This window comes from Streptococcus oralis (assembly GCF_018448765.2).
Taxonomy (GTDB): domain Bacteria; phylum Bacillota; class Bacilli; order Lactobacillales; family Streptococcaceae; genus Streptococcus; species Streptococcus oralis_BM.
The window spans coordinates 1,844,692-1,870,753 of record NZ_JAHCMC020000001.1; the positions used below are offsets into that span (position 1 = coordinate 1,844,692).

27 protein-coding genes are annotated in these 26,062 nt (G+C 42.5%); 2 read left to right on the plus strand and 25 right to left on the minus strand.

Features of this window, described 5'->3' with window-relative positions; all coding sequences use genetic code 11:
* Entirely contained in the window at positions 1–510 is a 510-nt protein-coding gene (locus KIH88_RS09325; protein WP_213988808.1) for an HXXEE domain-containing protein, read from the minus strand.
* Between the two features lie 167 nt (positions 511–677).
* Between KIH88_RS09325 and KIH88_RS09330 the strand changes: the two genes are divergently transcribed.
* Entirely contained in the window at positions 678–1,220 is a 543-nt protein-coding gene (locus tag KIH88_RS09330) for a TetR/AcrR family transcriptional regulator (protein WP_000456532.1), read from the plus strand.
* Positions 1,221–1,402: 182 nt separating this feature from the next.
* Here the strand turns inward: KIH88_RS09330 and purH are convergent, their stop codons facing one another.
* The 18 genes from purH to KIH88_RS09420 all read right to left on the minus strand — a co-directional run bounded on the left by purH (position 1,403) and on the right by KIH88_RS09420 (position 20,142).
* Positions 1,403–2,950, minus strand: coding sequence for a bifunctional phosphoribosylaminoimidazolecarboxamide formyltransferase/IMP cyclohydrolase (purH, locus tag KIH88_RS09335; RefSeq protein ID WP_213988809.1), 1,548 nt, complete (start codon positions 2,948–2,950; stop codon positions 1,403–1,405).
* The gene (locus KIH88_RS09340) at positions 2,950–3,651 is read right to left on the minus strand and encodes a hypothetical protein (protein WP_213988810.1); all 702 of its coding nucleotides are present in this window, start codon (positions 3,649–3,651) and stop codon (positions 2,950–2,952) included. Before KIH88_RS09340 ends, purH begins: the two co-directional genes overlap by 1 nt.
* Positions 3,652–3,654: 3 nt before the next feature.
* Positions 3,655–4,206 carry a phosphoribosylglycinamide formyltransferase gene (gene purN / locus KIH88_RS09345; RefSeq protein WP_213988811.1) on the minus strand — a complete coding sequence of 184 codons (552 nt, stop codon included), beginning with the start codon at positions 4,204–4,206 and terminating at the stop codon, positions 3,655–3,657.
* Positions 4,203–5,225: a phosphoribosylformylglycinamidine cyclo-ligase gene (purM, locus tag KIH88_RS09350; protein ID WP_049479236.1), complete on the minus strand. Its 1,023-nt coding sequence runs from the start codon at positions 5,223–5,225 to the stop codon at positions 4,203–4,205. The genes purN and purM overlap by 4 nt, the downstream gene beginning before the upstream one ends.
* Before the next feature lie 214 nt (positions 5,226–5,439).
* Positions 5,440–6,882 (minus strand): amidophosphoribosyltransferase, encoded by a 1,443-nt coding sequence (gene purF / locus KIH88_RS09355; protein WP_084920035.1) that lies wholly within the window; start codon positions 6,880–6,882, stop codon positions 5,440–5,442.
* Positions 6,883–6,894: 12 nt separating this feature from the next.
* Positions 6,895–10,620: a phosphoribosylformylglycinamidine synthase gene (locus KIH88_RS09360; protein ID WP_213988812.1), complete on the minus strand. Its 3,726-nt coding sequence runs from the start codon at positions 10,618–10,620 to the stop codon at positions 6,895–6,897.
* Between the two features lie 56 nt (positions 10,621–10,676).
* The gene (purC, locus tag KIH88_RS09365; protein WP_213988813.1) at positions 10,677–11,384 is read right to left on the minus strand and encodes a phosphoribosylaminoimidazolesuccinocarboxamide synthase; all 708 of its coding nucleotides are present in this window, start codon (positions 11,382–11,384) and stop codon (positions 10,677–10,679) included.
* A gap of 169 nt (positions 11,385–11,553) precedes the next feature.
* Complete coding sequence (comB, locus tag KIH88_RS09370; protein WP_213988814.1) at positions 11,554–12,903, minus strand: competence pheromone export protein ComB; 1,350 nt, start codon at positions 12,901–12,903, stop codon at positions 11,554–11,556.
* Positions 12,904–12,915: 12 nt separating this feature from the next.
* On the minus strand, positions 12,916–15,069 hold the full coding sequence (gene comA, locus KIH88_RS09375) for a peptide cleavage/export ABC transporter ComA (RefSeq protein ID WP_213988815.1): 2,154 nt from the start codon (positions 15,067–15,069) through the stop codon (positions 12,916–12,918).
* Positions 15,070–15,261: 192 nt separating this feature from the next.
* Complete coding sequence (locus KIH88_RS09380; protein ID WP_213988816.1) at positions 15,262–15,471, minus strand: bacteriocin immunity protein; 210 nt, start codon at positions 15,469–15,471, stop codon at positions 15,262–15,264.
* A gap of 24 nt (positions 15,472–15,495) precedes the next feature.
* A complete protein-coding gene (locus KIH88_RS09385; RefSeq protein ID WP_213988817.1) occupies positions 15,496–15,684 on the minus strand; it encodes a hypothetical protein in 189 nt (62 codons plus the stop codon).
* 288 nt (positions 15,685–15,972) lie between these two features.
* Positions 15,973–16,128 (minus strand): smi_0061 family bacteriocin-like peptide, encoded by a 156-nt coding sequence (locus tag KIH88_RS09390; protein ID WP_000357247.1) that lies wholly within the window; start codon positions 16,126–16,128, stop codon positions 15,973–15,975.
* Positions 16,121–16,327, minus strand: coding sequence for a hypothetical protein (locus tag KIH88_RS09395; protein ID WP_061420154.1), 207 nt, complete (start codon positions 16,325–16,327; stop codon positions 16,121–16,123). Before KIH88_RS09395 ends, KIH88_RS09390 begins: the two co-directional genes overlap by 8 nt.
* Before the next feature lie 14 nt (positions 16,328–16,341).
* Positions 16,342–16,539: a class IIb bacteriocin, lactobin A/cerein 7B family gene (locus KIH88_RS09400; protein ID WP_213988818.1), complete on the minus strand. Its 198-nt coding sequence runs from the start codon at positions 16,537–16,539 to the stop codon at positions 16,342–16,344.
* 435 nt (positions 16,540–16,974) lie between these two features.
* Complete coding sequence (locus KIH88_RS09405) at positions 16,975–17,211, minus strand: acyl carrier protein (protein ID WP_061599065.1); 237 nt, start codon at positions 17,209–17,211, stop codon at positions 16,975–16,977.
* Positions 17,212–17,216: 5 nt separating this feature from the next.
* Positions 17,217–18,209: a phosphate acyltransferase PlsX gene (gene plsX, locus KIH88_RS09410; RefSeq protein WP_213988819.1), complete on the minus strand. Its 993-nt coding sequence runs from the start codon at positions 18,207–18,209 to the stop codon at positions 17,217–17,219.
* Positions 18,206–18,976: a DNA repair protein RecO gene (gene recO, locus KIH88_RS09415; protein WP_096422951.1), complete on the minus strand. Its 771-nt coding sequence runs from the start codon at positions 18,974–18,976 to the stop codon at positions 18,206–18,208. Before recO ends, plsX begins: the two co-directional genes overlap by 4 nt.
* On the minus strand, positions 18,973–20,142 hold the full coding sequence (locus KIH88_RS09420) for a pyridoxal phosphate-dependent aminotransferase (RefSeq protein ID WP_213988820.1): 1,170 nt from the start codon (positions 20,140–20,142) through the stop codon (positions 18,973–18,975). The genes recO and KIH88_RS09420 overlap by 4 nt, the downstream gene beginning before the upstream one ends.
* A gap of 148 nt (positions 20,143–20,290) precedes the next feature.
* Between KIH88_RS09420 and KIH88_RS09425 the strand changes: the two genes are divergently transcribed.
* Entirely contained in the window at positions 20,291–21,301 is a 1,011-nt protein-coding gene (locus tag KIH88_RS09425) for a YeiH family protein (protein ID WP_000009130.1), read from the plus strand.
* A 28-nt stretch (positions 21,302–21,329) separates the two neighbouring features.
* On the opposite strand, the gene KIH88_RS09430 is transcribed toward KIH88_RS09425, so the two are convergent.
* From KIH88_RS09430 to KIH88_RS09455, 6 genes are all read right to left on the minus strand, one after another.
* A complete protein-coding gene (locus KIH88_RS09430) occupies positions 21,330–21,767 on the minus strand; it encodes a CoA-binding protein (protein WP_213988821.1) in 438 nt (145 codons plus the stop codon).
* A gap of 120 nt (positions 21,768–21,887) precedes the next feature.
* A complete protein-coding gene (locus KIH88_RS09435; RefSeq protein ID WP_000010177.1) occupies positions 21,888–22,856 on the minus strand; it encodes a ribose-phosphate diphosphokinase in 969 nt (322 codons plus the stop codon).
* Positions 22,857–23,069: 213 nt separating this feature from the next.
* Positions 23,070–23,564, minus strand: coding sequence for a beta-class carbonic anhydrase (locus tag KIH88_RS09440; RefSeq protein WP_213988822.1), 495 nt, complete (start codon positions 23,562–23,564; stop codon positions 23,070–23,072).
* 72 nt (positions 23,565–23,636) lie between these two features.
* Positions 23,637–24,998, minus strand: coding sequence for a DNA repair protein RadA (radA, locus tag KIH88_RS09445; protein WP_081102559.1), 1,362 nt, complete (start codon positions 24,996–24,998; stop codon positions 23,637–23,639).
* Positions 24,999–25,011: 13 nt separating this feature from the next.
* On the minus strand, positions 25,012–25,551 hold the full coding sequence (locus tag KIH88_RS09450; RefSeq protein ID WP_213988823.1) for a histidine phosphatase family protein: 540 nt from the start codon (positions 25,549–25,551) through the stop codon (positions 25,012–25,014).
* A 1-nt stretch (position 25,552) separates the two neighbouring features.
* Positions 25,553–25,996: a dUTP diphosphatase gene (locus KIH88_RS09455; protein WP_213988824.1), complete on the minus strand. Its 444-nt coding sequence runs from the start codon at positions 25,994–25,996 to the stop codon at positions 25,553–25,555.
* Between the last annotated feature and the right edge of the window lie 66 nt (positions 25,997–26,062).

A 26,062-nucleotide genomic window follows, 5' to 3' on the forward strand; every position in this document is an offset into this window, starting at 1 on the left:
TCATTTCGCATATTTTTCTAGATGTGTTTGGATTTTTGGCATGATGAGATGCATTATTTTAAGATTCGTAAAAGCTATTATCATGGCTAATAAAAGATAGACAAAGACTGATAACAAAGGAACGTCAGAAGACCAATAGTGGGAAATAATCATTAGAACTATTGGCAATTCTAGGGTTACTGTGACGACTCCAGGAACATAACCCCTAAATTGCATGCACATGATATAATGGATTATGAAATGAGATGTATAAGCTATTACAAAAGATAAATAGAGTAAAGTGTTGTGAGTTATTTGGCAGAATCCAGAAATAAACATCAGGATGATAAATTCCTCCAACACACCTACTGCAAAAGCGGAGCCTTGCGTAACGGAACCAAAGAACGGTCTCTTAAAAGTTTCTAATTTTTGATGATACCGTGTTTTCCACAAGGGCATAAAAATCATTTCTTCAAAATCGTGTAAAATAAATAAAATAGGTAGCATCCAAACATTAAAAAGAATGCTCATATCTTTACCTCCTTAATAACAACTAACAATTGTACAATGTTAAGAATAAATGATAATCATATATCACGCGTAACACTTTTAGTATAAAGATAAACTGTTACAAAAACAAGAGGTTAAGAGAAATTGTCACAGTTTGACCAAAAGTGTGACAGGAAAGGAAAAATACCATGGAATATCAAACGCGACAATGGCTGGAGGAAGCCTTGTTCGATTTATTAGCAACTAAGAAATCCCTTCATAATATCAGCATTGCAGAACTCAGTGAGCATGCTCAGATTGCTAGACGAACGTTTTATCGTTATTACCATTCAAAAGAGGAAGTTCTTACGAACTATTTAGACCGCTTAATTCAAGACTATATTATCGAACTTCAAACAGCAAAACTGACTAATTTTGAAGATTTGGTGAACCTTTTCTTTCAGTATTGGAGCCAGTACACTGAGCCATTAAAAATTTTGCAGGACGCAAACTTGCTCGTGCTTATCTTGCAAAGGTCTTATGATAAGCTTTCTGCTGCTTATACCACTGTCATGGCACCTTGGCATGTCACAAACAGTAATCAAAGACAAATCACCTATGATAGTAGATTCATCGTTGGAGGTCTCTACAATATTTTTGATGAATGGTTAAAAACAGATTACCAGACAATGCCTGTTAACGAGCTAGTCACAACAACCTTAAACACCATAAAACGTATGAAAAATAGTTAAGTGAGAAACTGAGTTTTTCGATATTAGTCATGAACAGCTCTGACAAATCATTTTAATAATTTCTAACACTAAAATGCTTATTGTTTTAGACATACAAAAAGAGAAGACAACTTACGTCTTCTCTCGTTGTTAGTGATAAATCATTTATCACAGTTGATAATGAGCTAATTTTTAAATACCCATCAATGTCTAAAATGTCTTACTCCTGTGAAGACCATAGTCAATCCATATTTATCAGCAGCTTCGATAGACTCTTGGTCACGGACTGAGCCCCCTGGCTGGATGATGGCCTTAATACCTGCTTTAGCGATTTCTTCCACGTTATCTGCAAATGGGAAGAAGGCATCCGAAGCAAGGACAGCACCGTCAAGGCGATCTTTAGCTTGATCAATAGCAATACGGACGGAAGCCACACGATTGGTTTGACCAGGGCCAACGCCAAGTGTCATGTGGTCATTAGTCACGATGATTCCATTTGATTTGACATACTTGATAGCCTTCCAAGCAAACTCAAGGGCAGTCGCTTCTGTCTCAGTTGGTTGGCGTTTGGTCACCACTTGCCAGTCAGCTGGGCTTTCTTTGATCACGTCTTGGTTTTGCACCAGAAGTCCACCTACTACACCAGTGTACTCAGCTTCCACTTTGCTTGCATCTTGGGCATCAAATGGTAAGGCAAGGATACGCAAGTTTTTCTTTTTGTTGGTCAAAATGGCTAGCGCTTCATCCGTATAGCTCGGTGCGATGATGATCTCGAGGAAAACGCCGTGCATCTTCTCAGCAGTCGCAGCATCCACCTCACGGTTGAGGACGACAATTCCACCAAAAATAGACACTGGGTCAGACTCATAAGCGTAGTCCCAAGCTGTTTCAATGTTGTCAGCCTGACCGATTCCACATGGGTTCATGTGTTTGAGAGCCACAACAGTTGGACGGTCTTTGAAATCACGGATGATACGGATAGCTGCATCCGCATCACGAATGTTATTGAAGGACAATTCTTTACCGTTGAGCTGTTTCGCTGATGCAATCGAATAGTCTGTCGGCAAAGCTTTTTGGTAGAAGTCCGCATCCTGCTGAGGATTTTCCCCATAACGCATTGGTTGCTTGAGGTCATAGGTTAAAGTGAGCTTTTCAGGTTTGCTTTCTCCGACTTGAGCTGTGAAGTATTCTGCAATCAAAGCGTCATAAGCCGCTGTGTGACGAAAAACCTTGGCTGCTAAACGTTGGCGAGTTTCATAAGTCGTTTCACCATTTGCTGACAATTCGTCCAAAACAACAGCATAATCAGCAGGGTCTACTACAACCGTTACGCTAGCATGGTTTTTCGCTGCTGAACGAAGCATGGATGGCCCGCCAATATCGATATTCTCCACTGCATCTGCATACGTCACATCTGGTTTGAGAATCGTTTCCTTGAATGGGTAAAGGTTTACCACCACAAGGTCAATCAATTCGATATTATTGTCCTTAGCCGCTTGAAGGTGGCTATCCAAGTCACGACGAGCGAGGAGACCACCGTGGATATTTGGGTGGAGAGTCTTCACACGACCGTCCATCATTTCTGGGAACCCAGTCACATCATCAATCGCAATGGTATCTACCCCAGCATTATCAAGGGCAACCTTGGTTCCACCTGTCGAGACAATCTCCCAACCAAGTTTTTTAAGTTCTTGGGCAAATTCAACAATGCCCCCTTTGTCTGAGACGCTGATTAAGGCGCGTTTAGTCATTATTTCTCCTTCTCCAAAACCATATATTTAACTTCGTATAAAATATCTATTAGATACACTTCTTTTGAAGCTTTACCCCATAAGGGGTATTTAATAATATTTTTTATTCCACCATGTATGAAATTAATCAACCATACTATTATAACTACGATTAAAATTAAACCCAAAAATGTTTCAACAGAAATAGCTGTCTCATCTGCAACAAATAATTTATTTAAAGCCAAAGTGACAAAAGCCGTTGTCAAAATTATACCAATCCTACCAACAAATTGTATTGAACTTTCATATCGCTTAATCGACCTATCACGTTTATCTGTCAAATCAGATATTAACAACTTCACAGCATAACTAGCTTTTTCTCCATACATAAGAATCAATTCATACTTTATTTCTCTACATAGCTCTTCAAATTTATTAGGTTTTCCGTCTGAAACTTTATCAAATTTTCGACTGAGATAAATAAAGTACTCCAAAGAAAACACAGTAAAAATAAGAAAAGCTATTTTAACACACAAATCACCAAAATCCCACAACCAAAGTACATAACTTGTTAACATTAGAGCAATAAATACAATTAAGCTAATTAGAAATTTATTTCTAATTTTTATTACTTTAGGGTAAAATTGTTTTTCATACTCATTAAAAAATTCTTCAAATTCTTTAACTTTATCTAGTAAATTCTTAACAGCTTTATTATTCAAAATTTACCTTCTCTCCACTCCCAAGCTATCCAGAACCTCTGGATACAACTTGTACTCTGCCTCATGAATGCGAGCTTCAAAGTTTTCGATGGTATCATCAGCTAGCCGTGGCACACGCACTTGTTTGATGACCTTGCCTGTGTCCACACCTGAGTCCACCCAGTGAATGGTAACGCCGCTCTCAGCGACACCAGCATCCCAAGCATCCTCAATCCCATGAGCCCCTGGAAATTCTGGCAGGTAGGCTGGATGGATATTGATAATACGCCCCTCATAGGCCTCCAATAAGGTTGGCCCAACTATTTTCATGTAGCCGGCGAGGCAAACCAAGTCAATCTGGTGTTCTTCCAAGAGTTCGACAAGGGCTGCTTCGTAGTCCGCCTTGTTCTCGAATTCCTTGAGTTCAAATGCATAGGACAGAACGCCGAGCTTGTCTGCACGCTCGAGCACATAGGCATCACGATGGTCTGAAAAGACAAACTCCACCGGAAATTCTTCAGCAATCACCTGAAAATTTGAGCCGTTACCAGAGGCAAAAACCGCTATTTTTTTCATTTGATGATGACACTTTCGTTTTCTTTCTTGACGATGCGACCAATTTCATAGACTGGTTCATCCAACAATTCCTTGACGCGACCTACATTTTCAGGGCTAACTGCCAGCATGAGTCCCACACCCATATTGAAGATTTCAAACATTTCTTCATGCTTGATTTCACCGTATTTTTCAAGAGCTTTGAAAATGGGAAGGACTGGAACCTTGTCTTCTTCAATCTCCGCAGCTAGGTCAGCCGCAAACATACGAGGAACATTTTCGATAAAGCCGCCACCTGTGATGTGGGCAATTCCATTGACCAACTCTTCCTTGATGAGTGGCAAGACTGCCTTGACATAGATACGAGTCGGCTCAAGAAGGACCTCCTTGAGTTTCTTGCCTTCCAATTCTGGCAAGACTTCCTCACCCGTGTAGTCGGCAAAAACACGGCGCACGAGTGAGTAACCATTTGAGTGAATCCCACTTGACGCAAGTCCGAGAAGAACATCACCTTCTGCCACTTTTGAACCGTCTATGATTTGAGATTTTTCAGCGACGCCGACTGCAAAACCAGCCAAGTCATAGTCATCTTCACCATACATACCAGGCATTTCAGCAGTTTCTCCACCGATGAGGGCAGCACCTGCCTGCACACAACCTTCTGCCACACCAGCAACGACTTGTTCTAGTTTAGCTGGTTCATTCTTCCCTGTCGCGACGTAGTCCAGGAAGTAAAGAGGCTCCGCACCTGCAGCGATGATGTCATTAACACACATGGCCACACAGTCCTGACCGATGGTATCATGCTTGTCGTATTTGATGGCCAACATGAGCTTGGTTCCAACACCATCAGTCCCTGAGATCAAGACCGGCTCTTTGACACCTGTTTTTGAAAGGTCAAACATGCCACCAAAACCACCAAGAGCTCCCATGACACCCGCACGCTCCGTGCGAGCCACGTGCTTTTTGATCCGCTCAACAACTTCATAACCCGCTTCAACATCCACACCCGACTGGGCGTAAGCATTTTTATTTGCCATTTTATTTTTCCTTTTCTTTGAGAAGATTGCGACGTATTTTTAGATAAACAATTATTTTATCTAAAAATATTAGTCAGGGCTCTAGCTTTGGCCCCATAAGGCAAAGCGTCTACTGACAAATGCTTTAGCTTTTAGTCAGTAGTGAGACGTGGAGCATAAGCATTTTTATTTGTCATCTTCTCTTCCTTTCCTTTCATGGAGAGTCTTTATCCGTCTATTTGTAAAAACTGGTCTTTTCTTCCAAACTTCTTTGATAGTCTTCCTCATAGTCGTAGAGAGGCGTTGGGTAGTCACCGTCAAAGTAAGCGACACAGAGACCACCGTTCGGCGCATCTGTTTCGATGCCGATAGAATCAATCAAGCCATCAATCGAAAGATAGGTTAGGCTATCCGCACCAATGATTTGGCAGGTTTCTTCAACCGTATGATTAGCCGCAATCAACTCCTGACGCGTTTGGATATCAATCCCGTAAAAACATGGATAAGCCAGCGCTGGACTACCAATGGCAACGTGAACCTCAGACGCACCTGCTTCTTTCAAAAGCTGAACGATACGGCGAGAGGTTGTCCCACGAACAATGGAATCATCCACCATCACCACACGTTTGCCTTTAACGACACCCGAAACAGCAGACAGTTTCATCCGCACCCCTTGCTCCCGCAATTCTTGAGTCGGTTGGATAAAGGTGCGTTGCGTGTATTGATTCTTGATAAGACCCATTTCATTTGGCAGACCAGATTCTTCTGCAAATCCCATAGCTGCGCTCAGCGAGGAATTTGGCACACCGACTACTATATCCGCCTCATGCTTAAATTCACGCGCCAATTGAGCCCCCATACGTTTGCGAGCTGTATGGACATTGATCCCATGGATGTTAGAGTCAGGGCGAGCAAAATAGATATACTCCATAGAACAAATCGCCAACTGGGTATCATTCGTATAACTATCGTACTGGATACCATTGTCATCCACAATCACAATTTCCCCTGGTTTTACATCACGAATCCACTCAGCACCGATGACTTCAAAGGCACAGGTTTCAGACGAAACCACCACCGCTCCATTGGCCATTTTCCCGATAGAAAGCGGACGGAAGCCATTAGGATCAAGCGCAGCAATCAACTTGTCCTCAAACAGCAGGATATAAGCAAATCCACCTTTGACAAGGCTGAGCGCCTCCTTGATTTTGCCCATCAGGTTCGGATTGTGACTTCGACGAATGAGGTGGGCCAAGATTTCTGAGTCCGAAGTTGAACTGAAAATAGCTCCTCTTTGTTCCAATTCTTTCTTGAGCGATTCGGCATTGGTCAAGTTTCCGTTGTGAGCAAGTCCAAACTGCATATCGTGAAAGCGGAAGAGGAAGGGCTGGATATTATCTACAGAAGCTTCGCCAGCAGTCGCATAACGAACATGCCCAATCGCACTCGTTCCAGTCAGTTTATCCAAATTAGCTGGATTTCTGAACACTTCTGATAAAAGCCCCATATCACGATGACGCTTCAATTGCCCCTGATCATTGGAGAGGATTCCCGCCCCCTCTTGACCACGGTGCTGAAGACTATGGAGCCCAAAATAGGTCAATTTAGCAGCATCTGGATGCCCCCAGATACCGAAAACACCACATTCTTCATTAAGAGATTTTACTTCGTATGTCATTTTTTATACCTTTTATTTCCCTGTGAAATAACGCACAGCCGACGCAAACAGGTGCTGGTCTTTATTTCCTGGGATGTTTTGGAAGAGACCGTCTTCATAACGTTCTGAGTGTCCCATTTTACCGATGATTTGACCGTTCTTGCTGGTAATTCCTTCGATGGCATTTACAGAACCATTTGGATTGTACTTAGAGTCCATGCTTGGTTTGCCGTCAAAGTCAACGTATTGACTGAAAATTTGTCCATTGTCACGGAGCTCAGCGAATTCCTCAGTCGTCACAACAAACTTCCCTTCACCGTGCGACACTGGGATAGCATGGATATCACCCACTTGCACTCCAGCCAACCATGGTGAGTTGGTATTGGCAATTCGAGTTTCCACCATCTTGGCCACGTGCTGGTTGGCATCATTGTAGAAGAGGGTTGGACTCGTACTGCTGGCATCCTCGAAGTTTCCGTATGGAAGAAGACCTGATTTGACCAAGGCCTGGAAACCATTACAGATACCAATAATCAAACCACCACGAGCAATAAAGCTATCAATAGCTACACGCACTTTTTCATTAAGCAGGATGTTGACGATAAACTTAGCTGATCCATCTGGCTCATCCGCAGCTGAGAAACCACCTGCAAAGAAGAGGATGTTAGCCTTGCCGATATTGTCAACCATAGTTTCAACTGACTTGACAATAGCCTCTTCATTCAAGGTCACGAATGGCACCAAGTTAACCTCTGCACCTTCTTTTTCAAATGCCTTGGCTGAGTCATATTCCGAGTTGGTACCTGGGAAGACTGGGATGTAAACCACAGGTTTTTCAATAGTTTCTTTAGCTTTGATGACTGCTTTAGAAGCGACAGCTGGAACTTCTTCCAATTCTTTGGCTTGGGCAAATTCAGTAGGGTAAACTTCTTCCAGTTTGCCTTGGAAGACACTGTCAAGTTTCTGTCCATCTAGCTTCACACCGTTGACAAGGAGTGTAAAGTCTGCTTTTGTTTGTCCAATTTTCTCTACTCCAGCAATATCTTCAGGAGATGTGAAGACAAATCCGCCTAATTGAGCTGTCAAGGCTGTTTCAAGTTCAGGCAAGGTCACCTCTGCACCGATATGGTTCCCAAAAGTAGCAAGTGCCAAACTTTCAAGGACACCACCATATTTAACAGCTGATGCAGATGTTACTTTGTGGTCAGCTTGGATGGCTTCAAACTTAGCAAAGTTAGACTTGATAAGATCAAAGTCAATTTCTTGTGCCAAAGCTTGACCTGGGATGTAATAGATATTTTCGCCAGCAACCTTAAATTCTGGAGAAAGAACCTTACGGCTATCTGCGGTTGTCACACCAAAAGCAACTAAAGTTGGTGGTACTGTCAATTCTTCAAAGGTACCAGACATAGAGTCTTTACCACCGATCGATGGCAAACCAAGTTGAATCTGAGCTTCGATGGATCCAAGGAGAGCAGCGACTGGTTGACCAAAACGCTCTGCTTGTTTATCCATCCGCTCGAAGTATTCTTGATAAGAGAAACGAGCCTTAGACCAGTTTGCACCAATAGCCACCAAACGAGCAGTTGCTTCGATGACCGCATAAGCCGCACCATGATATGGAGACCATTCTGCTAGATAAGGATTAAAGCCTTGGGCCATGACTGACGCAGTATGAGTCACACCGTGTTGAACTGGTAATTTCTGCACAGAAGCCTCAGTTGGTGTGAGTTGGTAGCGACCACCAAGTGGATGGTTGACCGTTGAGCGACCGACCGAACAATCAAAGATGGTTTGCAAACCTTTTTGACTCGTATGGTTGAGATCAGATAGAACCGCAAGAGTATCAACTTCAAGTGTGTCAGCGCTTGTTGTACGTTCTTCTTGGAGTTTGGCATCCTTGTCCACAACCTTGGCATCGACAACGACACGCACACCATTGGTATCAAGGAAACGGCGTTCCAAGTCGACAATGATTTCACCATTCCAGTGCATGACTAGATTTGGTTTTTCAGTCACTGTTGCCACAACAACAGCATCAATATTTTCTTTATTACATGCTGCAACGAAGGCATCTACGTCCTCAGGACGAACCACGACCGCCATCCGTTCTTGTGATTCAGAGATGGCAATCTCTGTACCGTTCAAACCTTGGTATTTAAGAGGAACCTTGTTGAGGTCGATTTCAAGACCATCTGCCAATTCACCGATGGCTACACAGACACCACCAGCACCAAAGTCGTTGGATTTCTTGATGAGGCGGGTAACCTCACCATTACGGAAGAGGCGCTGAATCTTGCGTTCCTCGATAGCATTCCCTTTTTGAACCTCAGCACCAGCGGTCTCTACAGACTCAACTGTTTGAACCTTAGAAGAACCTGTCGCACCACCGACACCATCACGTCCAGTCTTACCACCGAGAAGGATAATGACATCTCCCGCTTCCGGTTTTTCACGAACCACATTTCCCTTGGGAGCTGCACCGACAACGGCACCAAGCTCCATGCGTTTAGCTACAAAGCCTGGGTGGAAGTACTCACGAACGTAGGTCGTCGCAAGTCCAATCTGATTCCCGTAAGAAGAATAACCATGAGCCGCTGTCTTCGAAATGACTTGTTGTGGCAATTTCCCAGCACGAGTTTCTGAAATCGGTGCTGTAATATCACCAGCGCCTGAGATACGCATAGCTTGGTAAACGTAGGAACGGCCTGACAGCGGGTCACGAATAGCTCCACCGATACAAGTAGCAGCCCCACCAAATGGTTCAATTTCCGTTGGGTGGTTGTGGGTTTCGTTTTTAAACATAAGGAGCCATGGTTCTTTCACACCATTGACATCCACTTCGATTTCGACCGAGCAAGCATTAATTTCGTCTGACACTTCCATGTCGTCCAAACGACCATTAGCACGCTCATAACGACCAAAAATAGTCGCCATATCCATCAAGGTTTGTGGCTTTTCAGACCGACCTAGTTCCTCACGCATGGCAATATACTTGTCATAAGTCGCTTGCAATTGTTTTTGAAATTTAGAAGCTGAAAAGTCGATCTGTTTCAACTCGGTCTCAAAAGTCGTATGACGGCAGTGGTCAGACCAGTAAGTGTCCAAAACCTTGAGCTCTGTTTCCGTCGGCACGCGCCCGATTGACTTGAAGTAGTCTTGGATAAAGAGCAAATCATCCACTTCCATGGCCATCCCTTGCTCGGCCTTGTAGAGGGCAAAGTCTTCTGCCGTATAGCTTTCAAAGAAAGTCAATTTTGGAATAGTCTTGTTTGACTCTGAAAATTCCTGCTTGGCAATCCCTGTCGTGATGTCCTTGAAACGAGAATCAACTGGGTTGAGCAGGTAGTCCTTGACTGCTTCCAACTCAGTCGCATCAATATCCTTATTGACCAAGTAAAGCTGGGCTGTGTTGACTGTTACATCACTTGAACTTCCCAGTAAAAGCAAGGCTTCCTGTGAAGAAGCTGCACGCTGGTCAAATTGACCAGGCAGGCTTTCAATGGCAAAGAAAGCATAGTTGGCAAGATCCGCTTGCACGGCCGCTTCGTCCAAGACATGATCCGTCACCTGCTCAGAGAAGATGTGTTTCTCTGCAGGTGCAAACAAGTTCTCTGCCAAATCAAAGACATCATAAACCTGCACAATGCGAATACTTTTCAAAGTTGACAATCCCAAGTTGTGCTGGAGCTCCCTTACCAAACTCTCTGACTTGACCTGAAAATCAGCCTTTTTTTCAACAAAAATACGTTTATCCATCAATTCTTATTCCTTTATTTCAGTTCTTGCAATGTTCCCAAATAACCTTGAAGGTGTTATTTTAAACCTTGCAACTTTTCCCAGACAATCTCGTAAACATCTGTTAATTCACCTAGTCCTCTACGGAAAACATCCTTGTCCATGTGGTTGCCATCCGCATCCCACAAACGGCAGTTATCTGGTGAAAATTCGTCTGCCAAGATAATCTTGCCATCCTTGTCAAAACCAAATTCTAGCTTAAAATCAATCAATTTAAGACCAATTTCAGCAAACCAAGCTTTCAAGAGCTCATTGATACGACGGGTTTCTTCCTTCAAGTAGGCAATCTGCTGGTCATCCGCAATTTTAAGGAATTTCACATGCTCGTCATTGATAAAGGGATCATTCAAATCATCATTTTTATAGTAAAATTCGACAATTGGAGTTTCCAAAGCGATGCCTTCATCTACGCCAAAACGTTTTGAAAAGGAACCAGCCGTGTAGTTGCGGAGCACAACTTCCAAAGGAATAATCTTAACCTTTTTATTGAGCTGTTCCGTGTCCGAAATTTTCTCCACAAAGTGAGTCGCTACACCAGCCGCATTTAATTTCTCAAAAATAAAAGATGAAATCTGATTATTTAACACTCCCTTGCCCGCAATCTGCTCCTTCTTGACACCGTTGAAGGCAGTCGCCTGGTCCTTGTAAGTTGAAATAATGAGATTTTCATCCTCAGTTGTATAGATATCCTTGGCTTTTCCCGAATAGATTAGTTGTTTTGACATTTTAAAGTTCGCCTTTCGTTTTACTTGAGCACATTCTAACATAAAAGCATGAAAAATTCAAGATTTTTACGAATAAATAACGTTTTTCCTATTTTAAGCGTAAAGAAAAACTGCAAGATAAGCTCCTCTTACAGTTTTAAAATCATTTATCCTCTGAAAAACACGAATATTACCCTCTATTTAAAAATTGATCCCAAAAATAACGGAGATAGCTTTTCTTTCCCGTAATCATCTGCAGGCGACCTTCTAAGCCATAGCGAAGTGTTGTAGCCTGCTCAGAAGTCAGATGGGTCTCCACCTCAATTTTAAAGAAATTTCCTTTTTCAGTCTTGGTAGCTGTCGCATCAATACTTGTAATCGTAGAATCTAGGAAAATTTGATTCTTCGCATCATTAGTTGTAGTATAACGAACAGAGTCCCCAATCTTGACTCTAGCAACATCTTTTGAACTGAGATAGGCTGTGAGTTTGGTTTTTCCTTCTTTTTCCAAAGATGGGTAGAGTTGAGCTAGCAAGCTTCCTTCTGCGACCATGGTAGAATTACTGGTCTCAGGATTGAGGTGAATCACTCCATCCTCACTTGCTGTAATTTTCCCCTTGTCCAGCAGACCTCCTTGGACTTTCTTACCAGACTCCGCCTCCAAAATTTTCTGATCCAAAAGGGTTAATTCCTGACCAACCTTTGCCAAGTGTTGGGATTTAAGGGATTCCAATTGACTGCTTAAGCCTGACGCATAGGCTTGCTGGGTTCCGGAACCTGCATACTGGACACGGTAAGTAGCAAGACTTGATTCTAACTGAGAAAGCTGTGCTTCAACCTGTGCAACAGCCTGAGCCTTAGCTTGCGGATTTTCCTCTCTCTGAGACTTGTAGGACTGGTAGAGAGAGTAGGCCAGATTCTGACTGGTCAAGGAAGCACCTGTTTCAATAGCTGACTTAGCTATCTGGTAATCGCGAATTTTAGCCTCTGTTTGACTGATGAGGTTCCCGATTTCAGCTTGGGTTTGACTAGCTGCTGCATTCTGGGACGCGATGGTCTCATTTTGCTGAGAAACATTACTTCTTAGACCATTCGCTTGGCTGAGATAATCTCTAAACATCTCCTGATATCCAAACTTATCCGCCTCTGGAAATTGATCACTCCCCTCTTTCAAACTGGATTGTAAATACCCCAACTGCTTTTTTTGATCCTTTAACATCTCCAATTGACTGGCATATGCTTCGACCTGGACAGCCTCCGCCCCTTGCTGGTACTCAACGAGTAGTTCGCCTTGCTTGACCAACTTGTTTTCTTCCAGATAGTTGGCCACAATCCGTTGATTGCTAGTTGACTGGATGTTGGCAATGATCCGACTAGGTTCGACAGTTGCTCTAGTAGACAAACTCATCTCCTTCTCTGCAAAAACTGCAAATCCTAACAGAAACACGAGCAGAAGCGACATAGGTAAAATCACCCGACTGGAAAAATTATGGTAACGACGATTATAAAACTCTGCACTTTCTAAAAATTCTGGTTTCATCTTCTCCTCTTTCTAGCTATTGACCAAATGGGCGTAAAAGCCATCCTGTGCAAGCAAGTCTGCATGGGTGCCTTCTTCGACAATCTTGCCCTGATCCAGGACAACAACCTTCTCTGTCCTCTCAGCAATAGTCAAGCGGTGGGCAATGAAAATCAAGGTCTTGTCCAAAGCCATAAGATTATCCACAATCCGCTTCTCTGTCAAAATATCCAAACTGCTGGTCGCCTCGTCCAATATCAAAACAGGTGCATCCGTTAAAAGAGCACGCGCCAGAGCAATTCTCTGACGTTGTCCACCTGAAATCCCTGCCCCATCCGAAGTTAATTCTGTTTGGTAATTCAGGGGCATGCGCTCAATATCCTCCCGAATCTCGGCCAACTCAACCGCCCGTAAGATGTCTTCCTGAGTCGTCCCCTCCTTGGCTCCAAGGAGAAGATTCTCCAAAATCGTTCCGTTAAAGACATAGGGCTGTTGAGGCAGGTAGTTGATGTACTGGCGCAGGGCTTTTTTATCAATCTGATTGAGATTGACACCACCCAGACTAATCTCTCCCTGACTAGGGTCGTAGAAATTAACCATCATCTTTGCCAAGGTGGTCTTACCCGAACCTGAAATCCCCACGAAAGCCATCTTAGACCCTTGGGGAATCGTCAAATTGATATCTGACAAGACGTCACGACCATAGCCATACTTATAGTGAACCTGCTTAAAGGTCATATCTCCCTTCATCATGCTCAAATCCTCAACTGTTTTCTTCTCCTCAAACTCCGAAGCGACCAGATAGACCTCGTTCAGACGATTATTGGCAACCTGCGCTGTTTGAAGTTTGGTTTGCAGATTGATGATATTTTCCAAAGGATTGGTAAAGTAAACAAGCAAAGTATTATAGGTAATCAATTGCCCCAAACTCATCTTCCCATCCATGACCAGAACTGCTCCCAGCCAGAGAACACCAACATTGAGCAAAAGCTGGGCAACTTTTTTCAGTGCCTTTTGCTGGCTTTCTGCCCGACTGTAGGTAAAGGATTTTTTCAGATAAGCCACAAATTCCTTGTCAATTTTTTGGTAACGCTGACTCTCACTGGTCAAGGACTTGATAGTCTCAATACCGTTGATGTCCTCAATGATAGAAGAAGACAGAGCGGCATTGGCTTCCATAGTGTCCCGATTCATCTTTTCAAAAGGCTTCATAAAGGCAAAGATAATCACTGTATAGATGGGAAGCGCAAGTAGACTAATGAAAAAGAGCGTTATATTTTGTGAAAACAAGACAAGCGAGATAATCAAAATCGTCGACACATCTAGGAAAATCGAAAGAATGGTCGAAGCCAGCGCATCGATGATACTGTTGGCATCTGTAAAACGAGACACGATTTCTCCTGTCCTGCGTGTCGCAAAAAAGGACATTGGCAGCTGAAAAACATGCTTGATGTAGGACAAAATCACATCGATAGACAGCCGTTGCCCCAGAACAAGTAAGAGGTATTCCTGCGCATACGATAAAATCTGCTGGAGGATATAGACGATGACTAGTCCTATTGAGATAATGCCCAAGGTCGAACGCATCTGGTCTGGTACGTAACTGTCAATGATAGACTGGAGATAATAAGAGCCCACGATATTAATCAGGGTTACCAAGAGTGTTGCCAAAACGATATTAGCAATCAAGCCCCGCTGTTTGAGTAAGATTGGCAAGAAGGATAGGAGCCCCTGTTTTTTCTCCTTATGGGGTTTATAGTCTGGAGATGGCGCCATAAAGAGACTGACCCCTGTCCATTCTTGCGCAAATCGCTCACGGGAAATCTTGGTCAGCTTGACACCAGGATCCGGATCAGCGATATGGATTGCCTTCTTATCCTGACCTGTCACCACATAATAGTGGAGCAATTTCCCTTCCTTGAGCACATGAGCCACAAAAGGAAAGGTCAAATCTGGCAGATCAAAGAGCGTCATATCCGCCTTGATAGCCCGCGTCTCAAACCCAATCTCCTCTGCCACCTTTACAAGACCCAAAGCAGTCGTCCCATCCATGGTCGTCTTGGCTAACTCTCGTAGATGAGCCAAGGAGTAATAACTACCGTAGTAACCAAATACCATGGCCAAGGAAGCCACGCCACAATCCATCTGATCCACTTGGGGACGATAGTGCCTTTTCCCAAATTTCATATCCTTCTCCTTTTTCTAACAATCTCTTTAAAAATTTGTAAGATTATTTTAACCAAATAAAGAAGAAATAAGAGAATTATTTCTGAAAAAACAATATCCGCACCTGAACAACACTTTTGCCAAAGAAAATAGGCAGAACAAAAGTTCTGCCTGCTTAAAGTAACCGTTAAAAAATGAATGCCTAGAAATAAACTATTCTGAAATGATATTCTCTTCACTTCTATAAAGTGAGATAAAGGTCATCAAAAATAATGAAATCGTAGGTATATCAAAACATTCAAACCATGTAGGTAAATTTATTTTGTTTACATCAGCCACAATTCTAATCATTAGATAAGCCATTGAGCTAAACAATACAATAAACTTTGGCCAAGCTTTTTGTAGTAATTGAACGACTTTCATCTCAAACTCCGATCTGATGGTCAATCAATTTCCTATCTTACTTTCTTTTGTTTTGTACTTGTATCCTACATAAAACAGACCAAGCAGAATTGGATAGGTTTCTGGATAAAACAGGGTATTGATCGGATTTTTCATAATCATATACGTTGCGATATAAAGAATGATCGATACGACAAAATACCCCTTAGCAAAACTTAATAAGAATTTTTTCATAGCAGACTCCTATTTACCTGACAAGAAAGGCGGAAAAACTCCGCCATTTACATACGCAAAATCCTTTTGATTCAGATTCATCATTTATAGTTTCGATTATTTTTCTTCAAATCCTTACAAAAAATACCAAAATAGCCTGCGGCAATCAAACCTATTAGACTCCATTGCCAATCAAAAGATACTAGCGAACCCGTACGAATTAGATGAAGCGTAAGATTAAGACCTACTTCTAACAAAGGAAGTATAGTGGCTAGTTTAGGTAAGATTAAGGTTGCGATTGTTCATTACCTAACGCCCGCGACGAGCCAAATCTGAACCAAATTTGTAACCAGCCCCAAATGCGCTGAATGCAATAGCACTTAGACCAAATATAATCGAAATAGGCTCAATTCCTCCTTCGATTGCTTGCAAGTCTTTCTCATCAATTACTTGAAATTTATCCATTCTCTTCTCCTTCATTTCTATATATTAAAATAAATGTCATCAAAAATAATGAAATCGTTGGTATATCAAAATATTCAAACCATATAGGTAGGTTTATTTTGTTTACATCAGCCACTACTCTAATACTTATATAAGCCATCGAGCTGAATAATACAGTCAATTCTGGCCAATATTTCAGTATCAATTGTATGATTTTCATCTCAGACTCCAATGTTATGGCCGATTAGCATAATAACCTGCCGCAACTCCTGCACCTGCTGTAGCTGTAGCAAGCGCTGCCACACCTCCAATTAATTTCCAACTAATAACTACCCCGCCAATAACAATCGGTGCAATCCCCCCATTCACATCCGTCAACTCTTCTTCTGTAAGAGCTGCAAAGTTCTGTTCCATTTTGTCAAAGTTTGTCATCTTTTTTCTCCTTATTTTTTTCTATATATCTAATCTTTAACCTCTAAGCCACTTAAATTAGCCAGATTGGATGAATTACTGAAATCTTTTTTTCTTCCTGTTCTTCTCACTTATCTATTCGAGAAGTAATCTAAAATGAACAGGTAAATTCATTTATTTTAAATACCATTTGATAAACCATGGCAATAAGATTGGTAAATACATCGCGTAGTCTCCTTCCCTTTTTCCTTACCTATCTATTCGAAAAACAATTCGAAAATGAACAACTCATTCATTTTTATTTTAAAAACCACTTAATGAACCACGGATAAAGACCGATCACATACATAAACATTCCTCCTTTTATCTTTCTCATCTCTTTATTCGCAATTTCTACTAAAAATTTTTCTTTTTTCTGCAAACAAAAAAGCAACATGATTTGCATGTTGCTTTTTGCTATTCTTTACTTTTGACAACTGCTACCACATCTCCTACACTTTGCAGTTGGTCAATTTCCTCATCACTGATTTCAATTCCGAATTCATCTTCTAGTGTCAAGATGAACTCCATCAAATCCACTGAGTCCGCATCTAGGTCATCTTTCAAACTCAAGGCCTCTGTTACGACAAAGTCCTCTCCCTGTCGCTCTTGGATAATGGTTACAATACGGTCAAAAATTTCTTTTTCTGTCATCTTTTTTATTCTCCTGAAAATTCACGCGCAGTCTGGGCAACTACGTCTGTTTCTAGCATAGTACGAATCTGGCGAATCGTACTATACACAGCCTTGGCATCACTTGAGCCATGAGTCTTGACAACCGGTGCCTTAACACCAAACAAGACTGCTCCACCAACATCTGAATAGTTGAGTTGCTTTTTCAAACCTCTAAGGCTATCCTTGAGAAGAAGAGCACCTAGTTTCGCTCGAAGACCACCACCTGTGATAGCTGTCTTGAGCAAGCCCATAATTCCCATAGCTGTCCCTTCAATAGATTTGAGCACAGCGTTTCCCGTGAAACCATCTGCCACAACAACATCCGCAACGCCATTCATCAAATCACGCGCTTCCACGTTTCCGACAAAATTCAAGCTTTCATCCGCTGCTAGCAAGGCGTAGGTTTCCTTACGAAGAGGATCACCCTTGCTACTTTCTGTTCCATTATTGAGCAAGCCAACACGTGGTTTCGAAATCCCACGAACATTTTTCGCGTAAAAGGAACCCAAAACAGCGTATTGGTGCAGATGATGAGCTGTATTTTCTGCATTGGCTCCAAGGTCTAGCATGTCAAAGCCTTTGCCATCAATGGTCGGTAAGGTTGACATGAGTCCAGGACGGTCGATATTCTTGATACGACCGACAATGAAGAATCCTGCAGCCAACAAGGCACCTGTATTCCCAGCCGAGAGGACAGCGTCTGCCTCTCCTTCTTTGACTGCCTTAGCCGCTAATACCATACTGGCATTTTTCTTCTTACGAATAGCTTTTGTAGGTTCATCATCAAAATCAATCTTCTCATCCGTATGGATAATGCTGACACGTTCTGTCGCTGTTAGATATTGCTTGATTTTGCTTTCGTCTCCATAGAGTTGAACCTCAATATCTGAAAAGTCAGCCAGGGCTTGATTGACACCCTCAACGATAGCTTGAGGTGCATAATCGCCCCCCATAGCATCTACTGCGATTTTTTTCATTTGTCTTCCTCTTTTAGTAATTGTCCCCAGTCTGCTAGGGAATCAATAAATTTCTTTGATTTTAGGTGAATTCCAACATACTCTTCGTAGATTTGGTCTATAAACTTGCGCAAGTCTTGCTTGATTTCGGGCTTGAGCGAAATGGTCTCCAAGGTCTCAAAATCAATGGCTTGAAATTGATTGAGTAGATAAGGGATATTGGGATTGAGATGGCAACGTCTCTCATCTTCATGATAATGCTCTGGACAGAGGCAGGCTCCATATTTGAAAGAAAAGTCAAAAGCCTGACCGATCCGATGGCAAAAGACACACTCATTAAAATTAAGGCTAATCCCAAATCGGGTCAAGATTTGAATTTCAAAAATATTGGTCAAAACCTGATAATCCAAACCCTCTTCCATCAACTCCAAAGTCTTTTGCAAAAAAGTAAACAAGGGAGCATCCTGCTGGTTATCCTGCAAACTAGCATCTGCAAGAGCAGCCACATAGGTCGCATAGGCCATGACAAAGAGATCACTATTAATCTTGGGAAAGGTCATCACCTCATGGTAGTCCTCGATGTAGCTAAGCCCGTCATCATTGATGCGCAAGAGAAATCGCGCCAACACCAAGGGCTGAATAACCGGAGCTAGTTTGGACTGACCAGCGTGTTTGACGAAAAACATGCGCTTGCCAGCCTGCTCGGTAAAAATCTTGACTAACTTGTCATCCTCACGAAAATTACGATTGTAGAGCACCAAGCCTTGACTCGTGATAGACTGAATCATGCTTCTCTCATGTACTCCTCAAGTCGTTTCATAGCCTCCCTGATCGTTTCCATGCTGGCTGCATAAGACAGACGCACATAGCCTTCTCCATACTGACCAAAAGCAGCACCCGGAATAAAGGCAACAGCCTTCTTCTGGGCAAAATCCTTCAGAAAAGCAAAGGAGTCTTGATTATAACCTGTTGGAATCTTAGCAAAGATATAGAAGGCACCGTCTGGTTTGATAATCTCAAAACCAAGAGCTGTCATCTTTTCGATAATATAATCTCGACGCTGGATGTATTCCTTCTTCATAGGCTCTGCGTCGTTTTTACCAGCGGTCAAGGCCTCCACCGCAGCATGTTGCGCCATGGTATTTGCGGCAGTAACCAAATATTGGTGACTCTTGATTAACTGAGCTGTGAAAGCTGCAGGAGCAAAGATAAAGCCTAAACGCCAACCAGTCATAGCATGCGATTTAGACAAGCCATTAATAATAATAGCCTGGTCTCTCAGCATAGTTCCCAGAGATACATGGGCTTCCCCTGTATAGGTCAATTCTGAGTAAACCTCATCACAGACAACGAAAATCTCATACTTTCGTAAAACGTCTGCCAAGGCTTCCAACTGCTCTCGACTATAGGTAATTCCTGTCGGATTGGCTGGATAGTTGAGAATAACTGCTTTGAGCTTGTCCCCTTGCTCCAAAATGGCCTTTTCCAACATTTCAGGGGTCAAGACAAAACCATTTTCAATTGTATCAATCTCGACAATCTCTGCCCCAACTAGATTGACAATCGGCTCATATCCTGGATAGGCAGGAGCTGGCAAGAGCACCTTGTCCCCCTCTTCCAAAATAGCCGTCAAAGTAGCAGATAAAGCCTCTGTCGCCCCAATTGTAACCAAAATTTCATTTTCAGGATTATAATCTAGCTGGTATTTTTCTTTTACAAAGTCGCTAGCAGCCTGGCGCAAGGTCAGTAAACCGCTCATCCCTGTATAGTAGGATTGGTTCTGATCAATGGCTCGCTTGGCTGCCTCCTTGACATGATCTGGCGTTGTAAAATCAGGTTCCCCCAAGGTCAAACGCAAGACCCCAGGAATCTCCGAAATAGCCTGGTCAAACTGGCGAATCAACGAAACTTGAATCTTATCTAATTGTTTATTAAAGCGCTTAGTTAAGTCCATAGATACCTCCTACTCTCAAAACGTATCTCTATTATACTACAAAAGCCCCCCAACCGCAAAAATACATTATAGAATAGCTTTCCACTTTCTATTTTACTTTTCCTGTTTACAGGTCTATAATGGTAACAGATTATGATTGGAGGTTTTTATGTCATTTCTATCAAAAAATGGAGCAGGCATCTTGGCCTGCCTTCTCATTTCTATCATTTCTTGGTTTCTAGGAGGACTTTTCCCCGTCGTGGGTGCACCCGTTTTTGCAATCTTTATAGGAATGCTCCTACACCCCTGGCTCTCCCCCTACAAACAACTAGATGCAGGTCTGACCTTTAGTTCCAAAAAATTACTCCAGTATGCTGTTATCTTGCTTGGTTTTGGTCTCAATATCTCGCAAGTCTTTGCAGTCGGACAAACTTCACTCCCTGTCATCCTATCAACAATTTCAATTTCCTTGATTGTCGCCTACCTCTTCCAGCGTTTCTTTGCACTGGATACAAAACTGGCTACCTTGATTGGAGTGGGATCTTCGATCTGTGGAGGTTCTGCCATTGCGGCGACAGCGCCTGTTATCCATGCTAAGGAAAAGGAAGTCGCCCAAGCCATTTCCGTTATCTTTTTCTTCAATATCTTGGCTGCGCTCATCTTTCCAACTCTAGGAACCTGGCTTCATCTATCCAATGACGGCTTTGCTCTCTTTGCAGGAACTGCGGTCAATGATACTTCTTCTGTAACGGCCACAGCTAGTGCCTGGGACAGTCTTTATCAGACCAATACCCTCGAGTCTGCAACCATTGTTAAACTCACGCGCACCTTAGCGATCATTCCCATCACTCTCTTCCTCTCCTACTGGCAAAGTCGCCAGCAAGAAAATAAACAAGGCCTACAACTAAAAAAAGTTTTCCCACTTTTTATCCTTTATTTTATCCTGGCCTCTCTCTTAACGACTCTCCTTACCTCTCTCGGTGTGTCCAGTAGCTTCTTTACCCCTCTCAAACAACTCTCTAAATTCTTTATCATCATGGCCATGAGTGCTATCGGTCTCAAAACCAATCTGATTGCCATGGTTAGATCCAGTGGCAAATCTATTGTCCTCGGAGCCCTTTGCTGGATTGCTATCATCCTCACCAGCCTTGGCATGCAAGCATTGATTGGTACTTTATAATATAAAAAGGTAGCCCATGGCTACCTTTTTATTTCTTAAGAATTAAGCGAGTATGTTCTCTCTTGATACAGCGATTCATCACGATGTCATCGCATCCTCCAGCACGCAAGATTTCTTCCGCTTCTAGATTTTCAAGTCCTAATTGCGCCCAAAAAATCTTGGCATCAGCCCTGAGAAAATCACGCGCCACATCTGGCAAAAACTCGCTCCGTCGGTATACATTGACAATATCCACAGGAAAAGGAATCTCAGCTAGACTCGCATAAGCCTTTTCTCCCAAGATTTCCCCACCTGCAGCCTTGGGATTAACTGGAATGATTTTATAGCCCCGAGCCTGCATTTCCTTGGTCACTCGATTGCTGGTTGTTTCCTCACGATCGGACAAGCCCACTACCGCTAACGTTTTACTGGTCGCCAGATACTGGCGGATCACACCATCACTTGGATTGATAAATTCTTGGCTCATAGAGATCCTCCTTTTTTCATCAGTATAGCACATTTTGAAAAGGCTTGCAGATTTTGACTATAAAAATCTCCTAGCAAGTTTCTTTTCTTGCTAGGAGAACTATCTATTTCAAGTGAAAGATTAAATCTTTTTCTCAATACAAAATAGAGGAGAAAGAGGACGTTTTTCGTGGATACGAACAATGGCATCCCCTAAGAGGTGGGCAATAGAAATCTGTTCAATCTTATCAATCAAACGCTCTTCTGGTAGATAGATAGTATCCAAAACAACCAATTTTTTAATAGCTGATTTTTGGATATTATCCATAGCAGGGCCAGAAAGTACTGGGTGCGTACAGCTTGCATATACTTCAACAGCACCTGCTTCAGCAAGAGCGTCCGCCGCATGGCAAATAGTTCCAGCTGTATCGATCATATCGTCAATCAAGATACAAGTCTTACCTTCTACCTTACCGATAATATTCATCACTTCACTGGTATTCATCTTGTCTACACTACGGCGTTTATCAATAATCGCAATCGGAGTTTTCAAAAACTCCGCCAATTTACGAGCACGAGTCACCCCACCATGGTCTGGGCTGACAACCACGTAGTCAGAGCCAACCATGCCACGACGTTCAAAATAGTCCGCAATCAATGGAGCACCCATCAAGTGATCTACAGGAATATCAAAGAATCCCTGAATCTGTGCAGCGTGCAAATCAATCGTCAACAAACGATCTACCCCAGCAACTTCTAGCATGTTTGCAACGAGTTTTGCAGTGATTGGCTCACGCGCGCGCGCTTTTCTATCCTGACGTGCATAGCCATAGTAAGGCATGACAACGTTGACAGATTCTGCACTAGCACGCTTCAATGCGTCCACCATAATCAAAATTTCGAGCAGATTGTCATTTACAGGTGAGCTAGTTGATTGTAGGATAAAGACGTGTTTTCCACGGATTGATTCTTCGATGTTGACCTGAATCTCCCCATCTGAAAATTGGCGAACAGTCGATTTCCCCAACTCTATCCCAATTTCTTGCGCCACACGCTCTGCCAATTCTCTATTAGAAGAAAGGGCAAACAGCTTTAAATCAGAAAAAGACATGATTTCCTCCGGTATTTATGTATCACTTGTTTTTTACACAACATTTTCCATTTACCATTGTAGCGCTTTTTCCTTTATTTTTCAATCAAAAATAAAACAAGAGCAAACATTTATACCCTTGTTTTTACTATTTTATATTAGCTATATTAAAACTAAAAATCCTACATTTTAACAATCGATTTTATGCTAGGATGAAATTTTTTCGAGACAAAGTTAGTATACCTCTCTCATACTTCCTGTATCCACATCATAGACAGCACCTGAAATAACCACATCATCAGGAATCAGTGGAGATTCTCGAAGTAACCACATATCCTCTCTCACACTCTCTTCAACATCCTGGAATGGTAAAAAATCTTGATCAGACACATCAACTCCGAGCTCGTGTTTCAAATGTTCATGAAAACTTTCATTTTGAAAGGTTTGAGCTCCACAGTCTGTATGGTGAAGCACCACGATTTCTCTTGTCCCCATTTGTTGCTGGGAAATCACCAGTGAACGAATCATGTCTTCAGTCACTCGACCACCCGCATTCCGCAAGATATGGGCATCCCCAAGTGCCAAACCTAGAGCTTGCGCAACGTGTAGACGCGAGTCCATGCAGGTCACGATAGCTACTCTGGTTTTGGGTTTAAGTGGCAAATTTAACTGCCCATGTAGGGCAACATAAGCCTGATTGGCTTTCATAAACTGTTCAAAATACGACACGATTCCCTCCTCAAAAATTTGATAATCAAATATTTCTCCTATCTTATCATTTTTAAGAGGATTTGTCACGGATTATGCAAAGACCTTTTTCAAAACTTCCTGAATAGTCGTCACACCAATGACTTCAATTTCCTTGGGTGGAGTGATTCCTGTCAAGGAATTCTTGGGTACATAAATCTTGGTAAAACCCAGTTTTGCCGCTTCATTGATACGTTGTTCGATACGATTCACGCGTCGAATTTCTCCGGTCAGGCCCAGTTCACCCACAAAACATTCCTGAGGATTGGTAGGCTTGTCCTTGTAGCTTGAAGCAATCGCAACCGCAACGGCTAAGTCAATGGCAGGCTCATCCAATTTCACGCCACCAGCAGATTTGAGATAGGCATCCTGATTTTGCAAAAGAAGCCCTGCTCGTTTTTCCAAAACAGCCATAATCAAACTCGCACGATTGAAATCAAGTCCTGTCGTTGTGCGCTTAGCATTTCCAAACATGGTTGGTGTTACCAAAGCCTGAACCTCCGCCAAAATCGGACGGGTCCCTTCCATGGTCACAACGATTGACGAACCAGTAGCACCGTCCAAACGCTCCTCTAGGAAAACTTGACTCGGATTGAGCACCTCAACCAAGCCACCCGACTGCATCTCAAAAATCCCAATCTCATTAGTAGAACCAAAACGGTTTTTGACTGCTCTCAAGATACGAAAGGTATGGTGACGTTCCCCTTCAAAGTAAAGCACCGTATCTACCATATGCTCCAACATACGCGGACCAGCCAAGGTTCCTTCCTTGGTCACATGCCCTACGATAAAGATAGCAATATTATTAGTCTTCGCCAACTGCATGAGTTCAGCCGTTACCTCACGCACCTGAGAGACAGACCCCTGTACTCCTGAAATTTCAGGAGACATAATAGTCTGGATAGAGTCGATGATGAGAAAATCTGGTTGAATGCGCTCCACCTCAGATCGAACGCTCTGCATATTGGTCTCTGCATAGAGATAAAACTCACTATCAATATCACCTAAGCGCTCTGCTCGTAACTTAATCTGCTGAGCAGACTCCTCCCCACTGACATAGAGAACCGTACCCACTTGAGACAGCTGAGTCGAAACTTGTAGGAGAAGGGTTGATTTCCCAATCCCAGGATCCCCACCGATGAGGACAAGACTTCCTGGTACCACTCCGCCTCCAAGCACACGGTTGAATTCCTCCATCTCCGTCTTGGTTCGATTGACATTGATAGAAGTCACCTCAGCCAGTTTCATAGGCTTGGTTTTCTCACCTGTCAAGGACACACGCGCATTTTTGACCTCGGCAACCTCAACCTCTTCTACAAAAGAAGACCAAGACCCACAGTTGGGACAACGACCCAGATATTTAGGGGAATTATACCCACAATTTTGACATACAAATGTCGCTTTTTTCTTTGCGATGATAAACCTCTTTCTATATCTCTAACTCACACTCAATTACTTGGCAGAAATCAATCTTCTCATTTGGCACAAACTGGCGCATGAGCATTCCGTGAGTTACAATGATAATAGTTTTATAATTTTTATATTTTTCCAAAGCTCTTAAAAAACGATGACGCATCTCTAGATCAGTTTCATAGCGATAAGGAGAATCTTCAGATAAACCTCCTTGATGTTTTAGATAATATTCATGAGCTACCAATACACTAGTTAAATCAGAGTTAGTGCCATCTAAGTCTGGACGCCACTCATGAAAAAACGGCTCCACAAATAAGTCCAATCCTGTTTCAACTGCTATATAATGTGCTGTTTCTAAAGCCCTCGTCACAGACGATGAAATAATAATCTCTGCCTTTCCAAAACATGCAGTTTTAGCAACTTCTTTTGCCAGACTGCGACCTTTTCCTGTCAATGGTGCTAAATCACGACCAAAACCACTATAGAGTTGCGGATTTTCAAGTTTATCAAGCATACTATAATCTGGCTCCCCGTGGCGTACAAAGATAATCTTCATCCTAGTGACCAGTTGAACCAAAACCACCAGTTCGAACGCCGTCTGCCGTATCTCCATCTGCAATTAAGAAAGGAGCAAAGACAGCCTGGACAACACGTTCCCCAACTTCAAGAATAACCTCTTGGTCTGTGATATTCTTCATCTGCGCAAAAATATGCCCTTCATTCCCAGGATTTCCATAATAGTCCCCATCAATAACCCCAACTGAGTTAATTAAAACCAAGCCCTTTTTACGAGGGTTTGAAGAGCGATCATAAAGGTAGAGGACCTCAGTTGGTTGCATATAAGCCTTAACCCCTGTCGGAACTAAGACAATCTCTCCTGGCGCGATCACCGTACGCACGGCAACCTTTAAGTCATAGCCAGCCGCATGAGCTGTCTCACGCTTGGGCAATAAATTTTCATCTGTAAAACTCGAAACCAATTCAAAACCACGAATTTTCATAATTTTCTCTTTTCTATTATCATTTATTCTAGATTATTCTATCTTATTTATTCGGAAAAAGCACGA